This is a genomic window from Commensalibacter sp. M0355 (assembly GCF_016101365.1).
GTDB classification, from domain to species: Bacteria; Pseudomonadota; Alphaproteobacteria; order Acetobacterales; family Acetobacteraceae; genus Commensalibacter; species Commensalibacter melissae.
The window spans coordinates 289,752-309,643 of the sequence record NZ_JACFQQ010000003.1 but is presented as its reverse complement, the minus strand read 5'-3'; the positions used below and the strand labels follow the sequence as shown (position 1 = coordinate 309,643).

16 protein-coding genes are annotated in these 19,892 nt (G+C 39.2%); 4 read left to right on the top strand and 12 right to left on the bottom strand.

From position 1 onward, the window contains the following. Positions 1-11: 11 nt before the first annotated feature. The 4 genes from hpnD to hpnA all read right to left on the bottom strand — a co-directional run bounded on the left by hpnD (position 12) and on the right by hpnA (position 4,205). Positions 12-887: a presqualene diphosphate synthase HpnD gene (gene hpnD / locus H3T44_RS07275; protein WP_198196750.1), complete on the bottom strand. Its 876-nt coding sequence runs from the start codon at positions 885-887 to the stop codon at positions 12-14. A 128-nt stretch (positions 888-1,015) separates the two neighbouring features. Continuing rightward, positions 1,016-1,903, bottom strand: a complete 888-nt coding sequence (locus tag H3T44_RS07270; RefSeq protein WP_198196749.1) for a squalene/phytoene synthase family protein — start codon at positions 1,901-1,903, stop codon at positions 1,016-1,018. A 3-nt stretch (positions 1,904-1,906) separates the two neighbouring features. Then, positions 1,907-3,163: a glycosyltransferase gene (locus tag H3T44_RS07265; protein WP_232347559.1), complete on the bottom strand. Its 1,257-nt coding sequence runs from the start codon at positions 3,161-3,163 to the stop codon at positions 1,907-1,909. A 49-nt stretch (positions 3,164-3,212) separates the two neighbouring features. Further along, complete coding sequence (gene hpnA, locus H3T44_RS07260) at positions 3,213-4,205, bottom strand: hopanoid-associated sugar epimerase (protein WP_198196781.1); 993 nt, start codon at positions 4,203-4,205, stop codon at positions 3,213-3,215. A gap of 156 nt (positions 4,206-4,361) precedes the next feature. On the opposite strand from hpnA, the gene H3T44_RS07255 reads away from it, so the two are divergent. From H3T44_RS07255 to H3T44_RS07245, 3 genes are all read left to right on the top strand, one after another. Beyond that, the gene (locus H3T44_RS07255; protein ID WP_198185019.1) at positions 4,362-5,414 is read left to right on the top strand and encodes a flippase-like domain-containing protein; all 1,053 of its coding nucleotides are present in this window, start codon (positions 4,362-4,364) and stop codon (positions 5,412-5,414) included. A 39-nt stretch (positions 5,415-5,453) separates the two neighbouring features. Further along, positions 5,454-6,356: a prephenate dehydrogenase/arogenate dehydrogenase family protein gene (locus tag H3T44_RS07250; protein WP_155566012.1), complete on the top strand. Its 903-nt coding sequence runs from the start codon at positions 5,454-5,456 to the stop codon at positions 6,354-6,356. Positions 6,357-6,442: 86 nt separating this feature from the next. After that, a complete protein-coding gene (locus H3T44_RS07245; RefSeq protein WP_198196748.1) occupies positions 6,443-8,062 on the top strand; it encodes an ATP-binding protein in 1,620 nt (539 codons plus the stop codon). A 31-nt stretch (positions 8,063-8,093) separates the two neighbouring features. On the opposite strand, the gene pyk is transcribed toward H3T44_RS07245, so the two are convergent. Both pyk and H3T44_RS07235 read right to left on the bottom strand, forming a co-directional pair. Continuing rightward, positions 8,094-9,539 (bottom strand): pyruvate kinase, encoded by a 1,446-nt coding sequence (gene pyk, locus H3T44_RS07240; protein WP_198196747.1) that lies wholly within the window; start codon positions 9,537-9,539, stop codon positions 8,094-8,096. Positions 9,540-9,627: 88 nt separating this feature from the next. After that, positions 9,628-10,308 (bottom strand): SH3 domain-containing protein, encoded by a 681-nt coding sequence (locus tag H3T44_RS07235; RefSeq protein WP_158523885.1) that lies wholly within the window; start codon positions 10,306-10,308, stop codon positions 9,628-9,630. 454 nt (positions 10,309-10,762) lie between these two features. On the opposite strand from H3T44_RS07235, the gene H3T44_RS07230 reads away from it, so the two are divergent. Further along, positions 10,763-11,293 carry a DUF2939 domain-containing protein gene (locus tag H3T44_RS07230; RefSeq protein WP_198196746.1) on the top strand — a complete coding sequence of 177 codons (531 nt, stop codon included), beginning with the start codon at positions 10,763-10,765 and terminating at the stop codon, positions 11,291-11,293. 11 nt (positions 11,294-11,304) lie between these two features. Here the strand turns inward: H3T44_RS07230 and H3T44_RS07225 are convergent, their stop codons facing one another. From H3T44_RS07225 to zapE, 6 genes are all read right to left on the bottom strand, one after another. Beyond that, on the bottom strand, positions 11,305-11,532 hold the full coding sequence (locus H3T44_RS07225; RefSeq protein ID WP_110439075.1) for a DUF3126 family protein: 228 nt from the start codon (positions 11,530-11,532) through the stop codon (positions 11,305-11,307). A gap of 93 nt (positions 11,533-11,625) precedes the next feature. Beyond that, complete coding sequence (locus H3T44_RS07220) at positions 11,626-12,636, bottom strand: L,D-transpeptidase (RefSeq protein WP_198196745.1); 1,011 nt, start codon at positions 12,634-12,636, stop codon at positions 11,626-11,628. Between the two features lie 82 nt (positions 12,637-12,718). Next, positions 12,719-14,443 (bottom strand): dihydrolipoyl dehydrogenase, encoded by a 1,725-nt coding sequence (lpdA, locus tag H3T44_RS07215; RefSeq protein ID WP_198196744.1) that lies wholly within the window; start codon positions 14,441-14,443, stop codon positions 12,719-12,721. A gap of 45 nt (positions 14,444-14,488) precedes the next feature. Next, entirely contained in the window at positions 14,489-15,694 is a 1,206-nt protein-coding gene (gene odhB / locus H3T44_RS07210; RefSeq protein ID WP_198185023.1) for a 2-oxoglutarate dehydrogenase complex dihydrolipoyllysine-residue succinyltransferase, read from the bottom strand. A 44-nt stretch (positions 15,695-15,738) separates the two neighbouring features. Continuing rightward, positions 15,739-18,594, bottom strand: a complete 2,856-nt coding sequence (locus tag H3T44_RS07205) for a 2-oxoglutarate dehydrogenase E1 component (RefSeq protein ID WP_198196743.1) — start codon at positions 18,592-18,594, stop codon at positions 15,739-15,741. 134 nt (positions 18,595-18,728) lie between these two features. Then, positions 18,729-19,832, bottom strand: a complete 1,104-nt coding sequence (zapE, locus tag H3T44_RS07200) for a cell division protein ZapE (RefSeq protein ID WP_198196742.1) — start codon at positions 19,830-19,832, stop codon at positions 18,729-18,731. Between the last annotated feature and the right edge of the window lie 60 nt (positions 19,833-19,892).

The window sequence follows — 19,892 nt, the reverse complement described above, 5'->3', positions numbered from 1 at the left end:
ATTATTGAACGCTATACCATCAATCCAACCATACCAACAATAACTTTTTCCCCTGTCGATAAGGATGCTCTTTTAAAAGGTTTTTTCCACCCTAATTTTTTTTGTTTACCCAATAAAAAGCGATAAGTAGCTGCCATAATTTTTGCAGGCCGAATGGCATCAACTTCACATTGCCTCATATAGTTCGCGGCAGAACGAAAATGATCCAGGGCACGATATGACATAATATTGCAAACTTCTTGAATTGAGGGATTCTCCATACATCGTTCAGGAATCAGGGAAATATGAAAACGTTCCAACAATTCTTTCGGTAAATACAAGCGCCCTCGTTCGATATCTTCCTCTAGATCGCGCAAAATATTTGTTATCTGTAGTGCCCGGCCCAAATGATAAGCGACTTTTTCAGCCGCTTCTGATGAATCCCCAAAAATCCGGATTGCCAAACGACCCACTGCCGAAGCGACCCGATCACAATACAAATCTAGTTTGACTTCATCAGGAGCAATAACAGGATTTAATACATCCATTTCCATACCATCAATAATGGCAAGAAAATCTTCTTTCCTCAATCCAAACTGTTGAATTGAGCCCAGCAATACATTCTCAACGGAACCATCAGCCTTTCCATTATACAGAAGCTCAATTTTATCGCGCCATTTCTGCAATTGTTTCTGTTTAACCTCAGGTTCACCCATATCGTCCGCAATATCGTCAACAATGCGACAAAAACTGTACAAAGCGAACATACCGTAACGACGCTCAGGGGATAACATTTTCATGCCTGCGGCAAAAGATGTCTTGGCATGACGAACGATTGCCTCGACAAAGATCAAATCAAGCTCGCTACATCCCATTATCTGTGCAGTTTCAGCTAGCGGCTTTTGCATAATTTGATCGGACCTTTCCATAGTTAAAAATAAATTAAGTCAGTTTTAAGCAAGAAAACAAAAATTAGCAAATTAAATAATAGGATAATCTATTACCCTATATCAATAATTTATCTTTTTCAGGACTATTATCTTAAAATATGTGGACAAGCATATAGAACAGCCTTGATCGCATCCTTATAATTCAGTTTCACTCTTGTTGCCAATGGATCCTCTTTTCTCAAATGCTCAGTCAAGGAACATGCAAGCGTAAGAATTACAGAACTCTCCATTCTTAACCGTCGATTGGACGTCAATCGTATTAATTGTTCAGCTTCCCTGTTTAAATCATCAATATAGTCAAGAATATAATCAAATACATTCCTTAATCCGCTTATTGTTCCCTCGTCTTTAACCGCCTGCACATCAACATTTTCTGCACGCAGCATATCCAACGGGATATAACAGCGATCAAGACGAATGAGGTCAGACCTACAATCCTGCAAATGATTAAGAATTTGTAAAGAGGTGCATAACGCATCTGCAGCTGGCTTTGTATCAGCATTTTCCTTATGAAGATCAAGTAGATAATGACCAACAGGATTGGCAGAATATCGACAATATTCGAGAAGCTCGGCAAAAGTTTCATACCTATTTTTTACTGCATCCTGACGAAATGCAATCAATAAATCCGTTGCAGTATCAAAAGATACACCCGTTTCCAACAAACTGTTACGTAAATATCTTGCAGACTGGACATCAGCCCGATCGGGTGCCGGCACATCATCACATAAAACAGCCTGCATTCCATTCAATCGTTTAACTTTTTCTTCCGAACTTAACATTTCGGAATCAGCCATATCATCAATAACCCTTGCGAAATTATAATATGCCTGTACATGAGGTCTCAATTTACGGCTAATCAATAAAGATCCTACTGGAAAATTCTCATCTTTTGCCCCCTTGCCAGAAGAAACATCTTCATTCCCCCAAATTGAAAAATCATACAGATCACAATGATTATTCACTGAACGCATAAATTAATCCTTCTGTTTTGCATTTTTGTGCCCATTCCGTACTGAAACCAGATCTCCTAAACCCATACCGGTTTCCTGTTCATGAGCTGTACCCGAATTGTCTGTATAAGCCCTGCCTTTCCAGACCATTCCCTTCCCCCGGTAATAATTAATTGCTGAACCAATTGTCGCAAACAAATAGAACAAAGCAATAAATGGTAAAACCAAAATCCATAAATAGGAAATTTGAAAACGAGATAAGGTCGGAACAAATGACAAAATTGACATCATATAAGTGATAAATGCCAGTTGCTGCACACGTCCCTGGGAAAAAACAACCTGTAAAAAAGGCGTGAACCAAATCAGCGTCATCAAGATAATGGTTACCATTAACCAAACCAATGAATAATTCAACTGAACATAAGCAGAACGTGTAATCATGTTCCAAATGGATTCAACAGATTCATAAGGCCTTAATGAAACAGCTTGAGAACTATGTCCCAGATAAATTTTTCCGCAATTTCTTTTAACCAAAGACGCCAAGGTTACATCATCAATCAATGCATCTTTCAGCGCTACAATACCACCAATCCGATCCAAGGCCTCTTTTCGAATTAAAACTGTTCCGCCCGCCCCTGCCGCAACAGTGCTCGAAGCCTTATTCACCCTTGAAAAGGGATAAAGCATACAAAAGAAAAAAATAAAGGCAGGAATCAAGGCTTTTTCAAAAAAACTTTCACAACGAAGCTTTACCATTTCGGATACTAAATTCAAATTATCCCGTAAAGCCTTATTTACCAAAGAGGAAAGATGAGTCGGTTCATGAAAAATATCGGCATCAGTAAAAAAGAAAAAAGAATTTTTCATTGACCTCTGTTGGGTAACTTTTGTTATTCCTTGTGACAAGGCCCACAATTTACCACTCCATCCATCGGGACGAAAAGATGCATCAACAATTTGTAGTTTTTCACGTTGATCTTCCGACAAGGTCTCCCTCAGTTTCCTGACCAGTGTTCCGGTTCCATCAGTACTTCCATCATTAACCAATGTAACATCATACCGTCCAGCATAATCCTGATTTAACAAGGATAAAATGACGTTCTCGATTGTTTCCGCCTCATCACGTGCCGGGACAATAACATGCAATTCTGGCCAACAATCCTGCTTCTTTTGCTCTTCCCGGGATAGAGGATATAAAATCGGTCCCCTACTCCAAAAACGACCATGAAAAAAAATCAATCCTATCCAGATTGCAAAAGAAACACCTGCCAATACTAACATAATATTGCACCATTTATATTCATCTTAAATTTCAAGTCTTTAAATTATTTTATTGTTTAAGATATCCTTGCTTCCAAAACCATAACAGGGAATCTTTCAAGGCCTCTTTTGCAGGCCTGAATGTATAACCGAGTTCCCTTTCTGCCTTGGCAGGAGAGAAAAACATTTTTTTATAAGACATCATCAGCATTTCACGCGTAACCCGTGGCTCTATATTGAATGTACGAGCCAACCACTCTGAAATAACAGCTACCGGCCACAAAACCTTCTGATTAAGTCTTATTAAGGGAGGTTTTACACCAGCAATTTCAGCGACAATTGAAAAGAGTTCCCGTAATAACATATTTTCACCACCTAAAATATATTTTTCACCAATACGTCCTTTTTCCAAAGCCAACCGATGCCCATTGGCAACATCATCAACATGCACAATATTCAAGCCTGTATCAACATAAGCGGGCATTTTTCCAGAGGCACAGTCCAAAATCATTTTTCCCGTAGGAGTGGGTTTTATATCGCCAGGACCAATGGGGGTAGAGGGATTAACAATCACCGCCGGCAATTTTTTGTTTTTTACAAGCTCCAATACAACCTGTTCAGCCTGATATTTGGACTGTTTATAAGCACCAATTATATGATGAACAGGTGTTGTTTCATCAGCAACACTGCCGTCCCCAACCAATCCAAGGGCTGCCACAGAAGAGCAGTAAACAATTTTTTCAATGCCGGCTTCCATTGCGGCCAGCATCAGCTGACGTGTACCTTCGACATTAATATGCATCATTCTGTTAGGATCCGGTACCCATAACCGGTAATCAGCTGCCACATGAAAAAGATATCGACACCCTTGCAACGCATCGGCAAAACTTTTGGGATTAGCCAGATCCCCCTCGACCAATTCAGCCTCCAATCCCTGCACATTTTGACGATTACTATTCGCCCGAACCAATAATTTAAGTTGATGTCCATGGGCAATTAAATTGCGGGCTACGGCAGAACCTACAAAGCCTGTTGCTCCTGTCACAAACGTTGGCGCGACCATCTCGACCTCATTCATCATGTTTATATTTTTTAAGTTTTGCAAATCAATAACTAAGATACGTAGGAACGTGTATTGTAATTAGCTCTATTTCTAACTAGTATGCAAATAATTTAATAATATAAAATAACTTTCTAATAAAATAACATACGGTTTGTTTTGAAAAAAATCTCAATTATTTTGTTCTTTCTCGGACTTACCCTTCTCATTGGCGGAGCTGTCTGGGTTGGTATGGACAGTATTGTTCAATCTTTTTCCTCGGTGGGAATAAAAGGATTACTCATTCTTTCTTCATGGCAGGTTATTGTCATTCTTTTACTAAGTTATGCCTGGCATGTCATCTGTCCTGATATAGGCATGCTGCGCTTGATATGGGCCCGTTTCTTACGGGAATCTGCGGCAACCTGTCTACCTTTTTCACAAGTTGGCGGAATTCTTTTAAGTATCCGCGCCGTATGTTTTAGAGGTTACCGTTATATTAAAAACCCTAAAGATCTTTCAATTGCCCATGCCGTCAGCTCGAATATCGTTGATATTACCACCGAGACACTTGGACAAATTGTTTTTATCATTGTTGGCATATGCTTCCTGATAATTGGACAATATCATGAGACCTTACAAAATATTACCGTTCCCGGCACCAAACTCAATCTTAAATGGTTTATCATCATTGGAATTTTTTTTCTGTTGATAGGCAGCATTTCCCTTATTTGGTCCCAACGACAAGGAAGCGCCTTAATTAAAAAACTTGTCAATTTTCTCAGCAAAAATATTGCCCAACAATGGGAAGATCAAGTTAATGCCAATGCAGATTCCTTTCAAAATTCAATCAATCAAATCTGGTCGAATCCAAAAAATGTTTTGTTAAGCTGTATTATCCATTTAATAGGCTGGTTGGCTGGTGCAGTTGGAACATGGCTTTGTTATAAATTCCTGGGAGCTTCAATCAACATTCAGGAGGCCGTCATTATCGAGGCTTTTGTATGTGTTGCCCTTTCCATCGGGTTTCTTGTTCCCGCTAGTGTTGGTATACAAGAAGGCGCATACGTTCTTTTAGGCAGTATATTTGGCATTGATCCCCATTTATCCTTCAGCCTCTCTCTCTTGCGCAGGGCCAGAGATATTTTAATTGGGGTGCCAACCCTTCTATTATGGCAAATTACTGAAATTCATTATTTGAATAAATATTCAAAAAATAAAAAAAATTGTTGATCCCTCTTCTGAATAATTTCAAGTAAACAAATTAACATTATGACCAATAAAATTACATCAATTCCAATTTTTAAAAATATCACCGTCATTGGCCCGGGATTAATCGGTTCTTCAATTCTTCGACGCATTCAAAAAGATCCCACTATTTCAGAATATACGGTTGCTGTTGATAATCACCCTGAAGTTTGTCATCGCGTTAAGAAATTAAAAATCGCCAACAAAGTCAGTTCAGACCCTGTTGAGTCAGTTAAAAATGCAGATTGCGTCATCCTCGCAATACCTGTTGGTGCCATGCAAGAAGTTGCCAAACAAATTATTCCACATATGAAAAAAGGAGCCATTCTTACCGATACAGGATCCACCAAGGCTTCTGTCATCGCCGCCATTACTCCCTATCTAACTTCTGATATTTCCTTTGTTCCAGCACATCCCATGGCCGGAACAGAATTTTCCGGTCCTGATGCTGGTTTTGAATCTCTGTTTGAAAATCGTTGGTGCCTGATAACGCCCACCACCTCAACCGGAAAAGAAAGCGTTTATAAGATCGAGCGATTCTGGCAGGCCATGGGGGCGAATACGCGCATTCTTGATATAAGACATCATGATAAAATCTGCGCAATTGTAAGTCATTTGCCACATCTACTTGCCTTTACTATCTGCAATACAGCAGATAGTCTGGCCGATGAAACACGTTCCGAGGTATTGGATTATGCGGCATCCGGATTTAGGGATTTTACACGGATTGCAGCATCTGATCCAATTATGTGGAAAGATATTTTTCTCAATAACCGTGAAGCCATTCTGGAAATGCTGGCTCGCTTTACCGAAGATGCCCAGGCAATGGCAAAAGCGATTCGCTGGCAAGATGAGGACTATATTGTAAAAACAATTAAAAAAGGACGGGAAATTCGTAAATCCCTTATCAATAATAAGCAAGCATAATCATTTTATTGGTCTTATTCATTAAGATATCTTATTTTAATTTATCGGCTTTTTCCTCAGCACCCTTAAATTAAGATAATCATAAAATGAACGTATTGCCATCAAAACTCCCATCGATTCAAAAACTGATGAATACATTTGAATGGAAACACACAACGCTGGGAGAACAAAAAAATTGGCCGTCCACATTACATACAACGATTTCCCTGTTAATGAATTCTTCACTTCCCATGATTCTTTTTTGGGGAGAAAAGTATATCACGTTTTATAATGAAGCCTACATTCCCTTTATTGATTTTAAACATCCTGCCCTTTTGGGGCGTCCTCTACTGGAGGTTTGGCCAGAACAGAACAAGAATTTCAATAAAATTATCAAACTTGTTTATCAAGGAGAATCCTTCAGTTACACATTTCAACAGCAGCACGCCAAAAATTCATCCTCTCATCCCTTACAAAAAATTACCATTACCTTTAATCCTGTTCATAATGAATATAATAAAATAAGCGGTATCCTTGGAATCATTACAAATATAACCGATCACAAAAAACCAGAAACAGAATCAATCGAGCATTTAATCGGTGGCATAGCTCATGATTTCAACACTCTGCTTGGAGGAATAATTGGAAATCTGGAATTAATGGAATTGCGAATTCAACAAAAAAAACTGGAAAAATTACCCACTTATATCAACGCTGCCCAACAAGCGGCATCCCAAGCTTCAGTCATTACAAATCAGCTTCTTTCCTTCTCAAGAAGGCAAACTCTCATTCCGCACGTTACGAACCCCAATCACATCATTCAAATTCTGACTGATGTTTTTCAAAACATACTTCATAAGAATTCAGATAAAACCATTTTTCTTGATTTTTCTTTGAGTCAAGATATTTGGCCTGTTTTTTGCGATCCAGAACAATTTAAAACCGCACTGATCAATATTTTTACAAATGCTTGTGAAGCGATACAATCCCTGACAGGAAGAATAAATATATCCAGTAAAAATTTATCTATTGACCATACTCTTGCCAATCAGCTTTCCATTAAACCTGATGACTACGTAAAAATAAGTATAAAGGATAATGGTAAAGGCATCAAGCCTGAATATATTGACCGTGTTACAGATCCATTTTTTACAACCAAACCCTTGGGAAAAAGAGCCGGACTCGGCCTTTCAATGGCTTATGGTTTTACCAGACAGTCACGCGGATATTTAAAGCTGCATTCCAGGTATATGGAAGGCACTATTATTGATTTATATCTTCCACGATATCGACGCCCTTTGGTTGTGGAAAATTTTTTCACAAATGATACCCGGCAATTATGCTATAAAACATTAATTATTTCACAAGATTACCATCTTCGTACACTTTTAGGCGAGGCATTTGAAGATCTTGGTTATACAGCGACCATGGTTAAAACTTATCCAGAGGCGACAACATTACTAAACAATAGCTCAAATTTCGATTTTATCACTATTGATACCAGGATATTACAGCAATTCAACAATCAAAATATAATTTCAACACTTCACAACAATTATCCAGATCTACTAATTCTTTTCATTACCGGTTATGAAAAGAACTTTGTAAATTTATCCGATTTTACAGACGAGAAAAATTTTATTATTCGACAACCGATAACATATTCTCTTCTTGCCGATCAAATTGAAACAATAAAAAAAATACGGGAAAAGAAATTCCCGTATTAAAAAATGGAATTATTTTATTTTTATTAAAATACTAGTTGATTTCCGTAACACGAATCAAATTCGTGCTGCCTGTCTGACCAAAAGGAACACCGGCAACAACAACAATTTGGTCACCCTTTTTGACAATATTGTGTTCTTGCGTCGTTTTACGGGCTTCATCAACAATATGTTCAACAGTACAGGAAGGTATGCAAGCCTCATTTGTTGTACATGGATGAATACCCCAAACCAATGCCAACCTACGAGCCACTTCAACACTTGGCGTTAGACTGAAAATCATACTGTTTGGACGTTCTCTCGACATGCGCAGGGCTGTTGTTCCCTTATGCGTATAGGCAACAACAGCGGGTGCAGACAAAGTCGCACAAATTTTCTGGGCAGCGGCAACAATAGCATCAGCAATATTACGTTGAGGTTGTTCACGCGTGGCTTCCATTAATTTTGTCCACTCTTTATCTTTTTCAACCCGTGTAATAATACGGTTCATAATGGAAACTGCTTCTTTCGGATATTGACCTGCCGCACTTTCAGCAGACAACATGACCGCATCAGCGCCCTCCAATACAGCAGTTGCAACATCAGAAGCTTCAGCACGGGTAGGTGTTGGTGATGAAATCATGCTTTCCAACATCTGAGTGGCCACAATCACTGGTTTACCAAGACTGCGCGCCTTGCGAATAATCTGAATTTGAACCAGGGGCACCTCTTCAGGAGGCATTTCAACACCAAGATCACCACGGGCAACCATTACACCATCCGTAACTTCAAGAATTGAATCAAGATTTTCAATTGCTTGTGGTTTTTCCATTTTGGTAATAATCCAGGCTCTACCATTGGAAATAGCCTTGGCTTCCTGAACATCCTCTGGACGCTGAACAAAGGAAAGCCCGATAAAATCAACACCCAGATCCAATGCAAAACGTAAATCTTTATGATCTTTTTCTGTCAATGCTGGAATGGGCAAAACCATATCAGGAACATTCACACCTTTATGATCAGATAAAACACCGCCGACAGTAACTTCGGTTTCCAAATAATCTGCACCAACATTCAGAACCGTCAAACGTAACTTACCGTCATCAAGCAATAATCTTGCCCCTGGCTTTGCACTTTGGATAATCTCTTTGTGAGGTAAACAGACACGATTTTCATCACCTAATGCCGGATCTAAATCTAAACGAAAAATTGCTCCATTTTTTAGAGTAACCTTACCATTTGCAAAATTACCTACGCGCAGTTTAGGTCCCTGAATATCGGCCAAAATACCAATAACCTTACCTGTTTCCTCTTCGATTTCACGGATAATACGATATCGTTCTGCATGATCCTCATGTGTACCATGGGAAAAATTCAAACGAAAAACATCAACCCCGGCCAAAAACAAAGCCTTGATCATTTCTTTTGTTGAGGAAGCGGGTCCCAAAGTTGATACAATTTTTGCCCGACGATCTCTTAAGATTAATGATTTATCTTTCATAATATTAGTTCCTTACATTTTTAATTGTGAATTCAAACGTATCAAATTTGAATTCTTTATTCCTATATATCATTATTCAATAAGAAAATTAATGAGGTTGGATAATTTCCTGGGGAAGCAAGCCCCAGATATTTGATCTTGGTATCCATCCTATATAGGTATTAATTTTAACTTTACACCAACTGGCGTTGGGTTGGCATTCTTTTATACTTCCAACAACTCCGGGTTTCAAAATCGCAACTGGATCAGCCGACTCTTGTGGAACAGTTCTTACAATAATACCCTGACCCGATAATTGGGAATTTTGTGTTTTGGATACATATTCTGAAATATAGCTGTCTGTGCTTTTTACTTCTGATTTCTCTTTTGTTTCGTCTTGTAATTTATCTTTATCATCCATGACACTGAGCGGCATTCCAGTTGTAATGAAAAAACGCTCTCTGGATAAAATAGCCTGCTGGATCCATCCTTTTTGTCCATCCACGTCCTCAATAAGACGCCAGACATCAAATTCCCTAAGAATTTTTACTGGCATATGACGTCTGTGATAAATCATGATAATAGGATAACGGGTTCCAGGACCTGCTCGCATGTTCACCACATCCGCACGTAAAGAAAGAAAATGAGGAATAGGCAAACCTGTTACAGAACCCTTTTCTGGTTCCTGAGATGGAATGCTGCTTGCAGCAGGGATTGCGGCCGCTGAAGCGGTTGCAACTCCCACTGCTGTTCCAGCTGCAGCTGTGCCCCCCCCCTCATTATTATTCACAGATTGAGTCTGAGAGTTTTCCTGTGTATGAACCTTTTTTTTCTTGTGAGAAACTGGGTGACTTTTTTTCCTGATACTTTTTTTATGAACAAGCTGTTTATGCTGATTTTTTTCCTGAGTAAAAGCGGTCGAGGAAAAACATAAAATATTTAAACAAAATATTGATATAAAAAATGAAATGTATAAAAAACAATTTAAGCTTTTTTTAATAAGATGATCTAAAAAACCGCATTGCATTTTATCTTGTCTTTCAAATATAAATCAAGGGATTAAATCGTTACTATAATATAAAATAATAATTATGTTATAATAAATTCAATGCTTTCTTTCAAAAAGGCAAAAGACATATTACCATAAATCTTATTCAAACAGGTTAAATAACAAGAATATGACTTTTTTATACATATCCCTAAAAAAATATAGAAAAAATCTGTTTTTATATATAAAATGGTTAATGGTTATAATTGTATTATGTACGATATACGTTGCTTATCCATATTTGACCCTATGGTCAATTTCTAAGGCGATACAGACCCACGATACTAAATATCTAACCAAAAGTTTGAACTGGCATTCTATTCAAGATCACTTAAAAAAATATCTCACTCAGGATTTTCACAGCCCTTCAAAAGAAGACTTGGATGAATTACCGGATTTTGGAACGTCTTTTGCGACTGAAGCGATAAGTAATGCTATTGATCATCATATCAATCACAATAGTTTACATGTTTTACTTGATTATATATCCCCGCCTACATTGCCATCATCCTCTTCTTTGAAAAATAAGAAGAATGCATTACAAATTTATATGTCGAGCCATATCTATTTTTCTTCGCCTTTTACAATGCACGCAAAAATTATCATTCCTGGTGAAAACATGCCACCCTTAAGCCTGACAATGAAATTACAAAGATGGCGTTGGAAAATTACAAACATATCTTTACCTGATCAGGTTATTGCCCAACTTTTCCAACAGAATAAATAGACTAGTTCTGATTATACAAGATCTTCTTCTAATATTGTCATTGAGATCGCATAAGAAATTTCACCTTCATCCTCATCACGATAAACTGTTCCAATTGACTCAAGTGTTTTTCCCTCTTGAATACATAATTCAACAGGCTGTCCCTGACGTTTAGGCAAAATAACCTTCAAATTGTTATTCCCTAATTTTTTCTGTAAATATGACTGTAATGACTTGCCTTCTTTTTCAGTAATATTCATAGACTTTACCTTATCTTGAAATCGAAAATTGAAAATAATTCTATATTAGTTAACCAACCCTTTACCAAATTACCAGTTCTTTATTTGAAATTATCATTTAATTTTCTCTGAAGAATCAACAACAACCAACAGGTCACCAGCAATTGGTGTAACCTGGCGATTTCTAGATAAAATAGCTTCAAACCGTTTATTCTGTTTTGCAGCCTGCTCATATAAAACATCTATGATACCATAATGATCTATAAAACGGTTCATATGGGCAGAAATACGAACGCATCCTTCAGATGCAGAATTGCCCAGTCTTGGTTCCAAATATACAGGATCTGTTGCATGCATTTCCAACCGAATCTGACCTTTTACATGATTAGGCAACCACCCTTTTTCGGCCCATTGCCAACCAAAATCCCATACTCGCATTCCTTTCGTTCCGTTACCACGAATCCCTAATTTATTCTTGGTACCCAACGCGCGATATCCCAACCTTTCCGTAGTATTCATGAATACACCTGTCGGTGTGACATAATATAATTTACGTCCTTTTTTTCCTGTAGATACATGCCCTCCCCCAAATGCCATCCATTGATCCGTGCCTTGAGGAAAAGCCAGCACAAAACATAAAGCTTGAACCTTGGGATTGCGATCAACCACAACTAAAATCTGTGCCCGTTTCAATAGAATACCTGATTTTTCAACTTCTTTTTTGGCCAGTCTAATCCATTCCATATTTTGTTTATTGCTATAAATTCGTGCACGGGGAACATTCTTGCTTAATAAACGCTGAAGCCTTCTGGCCTCTAAATAGGCCTTTTCCGGCGCAAGGACTGGTAAAGGAGGTAAAATGACAAAATGATTATTACCAAAGATCGAGAAATTATTTTCAAACTGAGTATAATCAATATGACATTGATTTCCTGTCAGACTTGAAAAACAGTCATATATAATTGGAGAAAAATCACGATCATCAATTGGACAATAATAATGTCGTCTTAAAGAGTTCAATTGATCAGTAACATTGAAAGAGGAGAGAGATGTTTTAGCAAAAGGCTGCATAATAAAGATTAAAGAGCACAATAATATGCAAACCCTTAATCGATAAAGCTTCATCCTCTCTCCTTATTATGTAAAATATTACAATTATTCATTAATTATATATAATATTTTACAAATAAAAACAGAATAATTTAGTTTACATATGGATTGCCTGGTTCTGTGTTGCCAAGGCCGCCTCTTTAACCGCTTCGGACAAGGTAGGATGCGCATGACAAGTCAAGGCAATATCTTCGGCAGAAGCACCAAAAGCCATTGCCAATACGGCTTCTGCAATCATTTCACTGCAATTTGGACCAATCATATGAACACCCAAAATTCTGTTGGTATGTTTATCGGCCAGAATTTTTACAAAACCGTCTGTTTTACCCATTGCACGGGCACGACCATTAGCGCTGAATGGAAATTTGCCAACCGTATAGGCTACATTTTCTTTTTTCAATACTTCTTCTGTTTTACCAACCATGGCAACCTCAGGTTCTGTATAAACAACACCTGGAACAAGATTGTAATCAACATGCGGCTTTTTACCTGCAATGAATTCTATAGCTGCCACACCATCCTCTTCTGCTTTATGCGCCAACATTGGACCAGCTATCACGTCTCCAATCGCGTAAATACCCGGAATATTGGTTTGGAATTGAGCGTCTGTTTTAATTCTTCCCCTTTCATCCAATTCCACACCAATTTTATCTAGTCCCAGACCTGCAGTTACAGGACGGCGACCAACTGCCATCAAGACTACATCTGCCTCAAGAGTTTCCTGATTCTCTCCTTGAGCGGCTTCAATTGCGATCTCAAGCTGTCCATTTATCTTGTCAATTTTACTAACTTTATGAGACAATTTCAGTTCAAAACCTTGCTTGATCAAAAGACGGGCTAATGTAGATGAAATTTCATGATCAAAACCAGGCACCAACCGATCAAAGTATTCAACCACAGTAACCCTGGCACCTAAACGTTTCCAAACACTTCCAAGTTCAACCCCGATCACACCACCACCAATAACGACCATATGACGAGGTATTTCAGAAAGAGCCAAGGCTCCTGTTGAACTTACAACCTGTTTTTCATCAATTTCAATTCCCGGCAATCCTGCCGTCTCACTGCCAGTTGCAATGATAATGGAACGCGCGCTAATCTCTTGCCCATTAACGGAAACTTTTCCTGCGGCAACAATGGTTGCCTCGCCCTCAATACGCGTTACCTTATTCTTTTTGAATAAGAACTCGATCCCATTAACATTCGCCTCAACGACTGACTGTTTGTGCTCCTGCATTTTTTTCAGATCAACTGAGACATTCTTAACAACAACCCCCAATTTTTCAAATTGATGCCGGGCAGCTTCATATTGCTCGGAAGCATATAATAAAGCTTTTGAAGGGATGCAGCCAACATTCAAGCATGTTCCACCCAATGTTTTCCGTTTTTCTACACATGCGACTTTCATGCCCAGTTGTGCGGCACGAATGGCGGCAACATATCCTCCTGGTCCCGCACCAATTACAAGAACATCATAATCATATTCACTTGCTGGCGCGGAAGCGTCAACTGGTTTTTGCTCAGGATTTGAGCCCGAAACAGATGACACTCTTGTATCATTTCTTGTGACTGTTTCTCCTTTTCCCAATGGTTCCAATGTCACCAATAATGCACCTACTGAAACCTCACTGCCCGCTTCGACAACATGTTTGCCGACAATTCCCGCAGAGGGGGCCGGCACTTCAACATTTACTTTATCCGTTTCAAGCTCAACAATCGCCTCATCCGCAGCAACTTGATCGCCTGGCTGTTTCAACCATTTTGAAACAACAGCAGATGTTATACTTTCCCCCAAAACAGGTACGACAATATTTATGGTCATGTTTTTTACCTTTCCTATCCTTTATAATAAATTTCACACGACCCCTTAAACATCCAACAACAAGCGTTCTGGATTTTCAATACGTTCCTTGATATGAACCAAGAAACTGACCGCTTCCTTACCATCCACGATACGATGGTCATAAGAAAGAGCAAGATACATCATTGGACGGATAACAACCTGTCCATTGACTGCAACTGGACGCTCTTTGATCGCGTGCATCCCCAGAATTCCTGATTGCGGCATATTTAAAATTGGGGTGGACATCAAAGAGCCGTAAATTCCTCCATTTGTAATCGAGAAGGTGCCCCCTGAAAGGTCAGCTAATTTCAGCGTATTACTGCGTGCACGTTTTGCAAAATCAATGATCTGCCCCTCAATCTGAGCAAAACTCATTTGATCCGCATCTTTGAGCACGGGAACAACCAGCCCATTTGGGCCACCAACCGCAATTCCCATATTCACAAAATGACGATAGATAATATCTTCACCATCAATTTGTGCATTGATTGCAGGATATTCCTGAAGGGCAGATACAGTTGCCTTTACAAAAAAAGACATAAATCCCAAACGGCTACCTTCATGTTTCTTATTGAAGGCTTCCTTATACAGGGTCCGCATATTTATGACGGCAGACATGTCAACCTCATTAAAGGTCGTCAACATTGCCGCTGTTTCCTGTGCTTCTTTAAGGCGACGTGCAACCGTACGACGTAACCGGGTCATTTTGACACGCTCTTCACGAGGATCATCCTGACGGGGCGCAACAGGACCAGATGCCTTGGCCGGATTTTCTTTTTGATCCAGAAATTGTACCACATCATCCCGTGTAATCCGGCCACCCCGTCCCGTACCAGCCACCTGATCAACCGTAATATTTTTTTCTTCCATCATTTTACGGGCAGCCGGCATTGAAACTGGCTTATTATCAGCAGCCACTGAAACCGAGGGTTCTGCCTGTTTAGCATCCTGTACAGACACACTTTTAGATTGAGCTGATTCAATAACCGAAGCCCCATCCTCCAATACAGTCAATAAGGTCCCAACACTAACCTCCTGCCCTTCTTGTACCAGCTGTGCACCCATCACACCTGTTTTAGGCGACGGAACCTCTACACTGACCTTATCTGTTTCAAGCTCTACAATCGCTTCATCCATATTCACAACCTCACCAGGTTTTTTTAACCACCTGGCAACTGTGGCCGTACTGATACTTTCGCCTAATTGCGGTACTTTAATTTCAATGGACATATTTGTTTTTCCTAATTAAATCTTATTATTTCTCAATATAGTTCTTATAAATTCAAGGCTTGTTTAACCAATTGTTCCTGACCTGCCTTATAAACAGACATCAACCCTGCTGCAGGACTTGCCTGAGCCGTACGTCCGGCATATTCAATTTTGATTGGACTATTTTTAACCGTTTGCACAATCGCTTCAATCTTACCAGAAATAAACTGCCATGCCCCCATGTTCTGAGGTTCTTCCTGGCACCATACAAATTCCTGTGCCCCAGAATATGATTGTATCAATTTCTTAACAATATCGATTGGGAATGGATATAATTGTTCGACACGAACCAAAGCCACATCATTTTTCTTGGCTTCACGACGAGCTATCAACAAATCGTAATAAACCTTACCAGAACAGAATACAACTCGTTTGACTTTTTGACGATTTACAGAGGCATCTATTTCATCAATAACTTGTAAAAATTCTGTTTTATCCGCAAATTCTGCCAATGTTGATTGTGCAAGAGGATGTCTTAATAAAGATTTCGGGGACATGACAACCAACGGTTGACGATAATTCCGTTTCAACTGCCGACGCAAGGCATGAAAATAGTTTGCGGGAGTTGTAAAATTACAAACCTGCATATTTTCCTCTGCACATAGCTGCAAGTAACGTTCAAGTCGAGCAGATGAATGTTCAGCCCCTTGTCCTTCCTGGGCATGTGGCAATAAAAGCACCAACCCCGATTGCTGGAGCCATTTACTTTCAGCAGCCGAAACAAACTGGTCAATGATAATCTGTGCGCCATTGGCAAAATCACCGAATTGCGCCTCCCACAAGACCAAGGCATTTGCATTTTCACAAGAATAACCGTATTCAAATCCCAGAACCGCAAATTCAGACAGCAATGAATTATAGATGTCCAATTTCGCTTGATCAGTGGCAATATGATTTAAAGGAATATAAGGTTGCTGCGTCTTCTGATCAAACAGCATTGCATTACGATGACTGAATGTACCCCGTTGACAGTCTTCGCCGGAAAGACGAACCGGATGCCCCTCCAATAAAAGGCTACCAAAGGCCAAGGCTTCACCAGTCGCCCAGTCAAACCCTTTTCCTGTTTCAAACATTTTGGCCTTAGCTTCAAGTTGACGAACCAATTTCGGATGGCAATTAAACCCTGTTTGGTATGAGCTAATCGCTTTACCAATCCGCTTTAAATCATCAATTGAAACTGCCGTGGAAAAATCTTTACGATTTTTTCCACGCCATTGCATTTTTTTCCAGTCACCTTTTAACCATTCTGGAGTTCTTGGATGATAATTATCAGCCTCTTCATAGGATTTTTGTAAATAATTCTGGAAATCAGACCAATATTTTTCCGTTTCTACAGCAGAAATCACTCCTTCATCTTGTAATTTCGCTGCATAAAGCTGATAAATATCCTTATGTTTATGAACAGCCTGATACATGATTGGCTGGGTAAATGTCGGTTCATCTGTTTCATTATGTCCAAATCGACGATAACAAACAATATCAACAACGATATCCGTTGCAAAACGTTCCCGATAATCAACGGCAAGCCGCATGACTGAAACAACAGCCTCAGGATCATCCCCGTTGACATGAATGACGGGAGCTTTAGCAACTTTAGCGACATCCGTACAATAATATCCAGAATGTCCATATTCTGTAGATGTGGTAAATCCAATCTGGTTATTTGTAACAACGTGAATTGTCCCGTTTGTTTTATATCCGGGAAGCCTGGACATGGCAAAAGTTTCATAAACCACACCCTGTCCGGCAAAGGCAGCATCTCCATGCATTAAAACAGCCAGATGTTTCTGACCATTAGCATCTTGCATGGCACGAACCCTTCCCTCTACAACAGGATCAGCCGCCTCAAGATGGGACGGGTTAAATTCCAGGACAAGATCGACATCCTGTCCATTCATTTGAACCTGTTTTCGATATCCAAGATGGTATTTCACATCTCCAACACCAGGAATATCGTCAGATTTATAAGATTTTCCTGCAAATTCACTAAATAAGGCAGGAAAAGACTTGCCAACGATATTGGTTAAAACATTTAAACGTCCACGATGTGCCATGCCCATCGCCACAGATTGAATATCATAATTTGCAACTGCATGTCGAATAAGGGTACGTAAGGCAGGAATAAGTGATTCCCCGCCATCCAATCCAAACCGCTTTACACCAACGTAACGTTTTTGACAAAAAGTTTCAAACCCTACAGCCTCTGCAAGTTCCTGTAAGATTGTTTTCTTATCATCCGCATTCAGAACATGGTTTTTCTGACTTTCAACCTTTTCACGAAACCATTGCTGTTGTTCACTATTTTGCAGATATGTATATTCCCAGGCAATTGAACTGCAATAAATCCGCCTTAATACAGGAATGACTTCACCAAGAGTATGAATTTCACCTGGAAGGAAATTCTTAGTAACATCTCCCATAAAAACTGGGCGATCCAAATCCTCTTTTTTAAATCCATAAGTTTCAGGATTTAATTCCTTGCACTCTGTAGGCTTATGAATGGACAAGGGATCCAATACAGCATTAAAATGACCAAAGCTCCGATACGCATTTATAAGCTCTACGGCTCGCAGACTGTCATTCGCGGCCTGATAAAGTTGTTTGGCTGTTACTTTTCCCTCTTTCGTCAAAGCGGGCTTGTCATCGGGCTCCAATTCAATTTTTACAGGTTTGCGAGGGGCCCATGAAGGTCCCCTTACATCATCCATTACAACTGTCTTATCATCATTCATCGCAGAAAAAATCTGTGCAAATGACGGGTCAACACTATTAGCGTCCTGCCTCCACTTTGCATATAATTCCGCAAGATACGCAGCATTCGATCCACTGAATACACTGGCAATTTGATCAGCAATCGCCATAATATTTCCCCTTAATTATTTCTACTAAAAACTCACTATTCAGAGTTTAATTTACCTATTAATATAACAAGTGCACCTATAAGCCACTTCAATTTTTCTTTAACAAATGTCAGAGAATCTTTACTCTCGAATGCCTATTTTGTCCAATCTAGACTTTGCATTTCATACAAACGTGATACAGTACGCTCAAAAAAAGCCGCCCTATTTTCCTCAGGATAAATATGCTCCCAATCCGTCTCCGCAGATACATAGAGAATTGTATGCCGTTCGTACAATACATCAATCAAAGTGGTAAACCGTTCAATTACATTCATATTTTCAGGATTAAATATCGGTATGTTATCAATAATCAATACTTCATATTTTTGAGCCAAAACCAAATAATCACCAGCTCCCAGTGCCGCATCACATAATTGTTCAAATTGAAACCGGGCCACCTTTCCTGCTGCGCAAGGTATGGTAAATTGACGTCCCATAACGGTTAAGATTGTTTTTTCGCCCTCTTTGCCACCTGATTCCTGTAGGAATACTTTATCCAGAAGAGCATGGTTTTCCGGATTACAGCCGATCAACCATTTGGTTTCAATTTCCTTGCGACCCAATCGATAGTCATGTGCCGAACATAATTCAAGTTCAATCATATTTTGTGATAATAAAGCAATAAACGGCTTGAAAGCATCAGCTCCCGGTCTGTTTTGAAATAAATCCCTGATGTGAACATTCGAAGTGGCAACAATGATAACTCCTAATTTAAAAAGATATTCAAACAGTCGTCCCAATATCATTGCATCAGCTATATCATTGACTTGAAATTCATCGAAACAAAGCAACCATGTCTTTTCGACAATTTCCTCAGCCAGTTTTGGAATGGGGTCCTCACCCTTTGGATACTGTATTTCCAACGCATGAAATTTCTTATGCACTTCCTGCATGAAAACATGAAAATGTGTTCTCATCTTTTTTTCAACAGGGGCCTGACTGTAAAATAAATCCATCAACATTGATTTACCTCTACCAACAGGCCCTACAAGATATATACCCTTGGGTTTTACAATAGGCTTGTTCCACAATTTTTTAATTGAATTCAAAAGCCCGCCAACGTTAGTCTGTTCTGGCACATAATCAGACAATTCAACACAAAGATGATCCAGTCGATCTGCAATTTGTTCCTGTGCCTTGTCTGGTTTAAGCTCACCATTCTTTACTTTTTGTGCATACAACACATTTAAACGACTCATAAATAATAAAAACCTGGTTAACAATTAGTATTAAAGACCTTTTAAATTATTTCTAAGAAG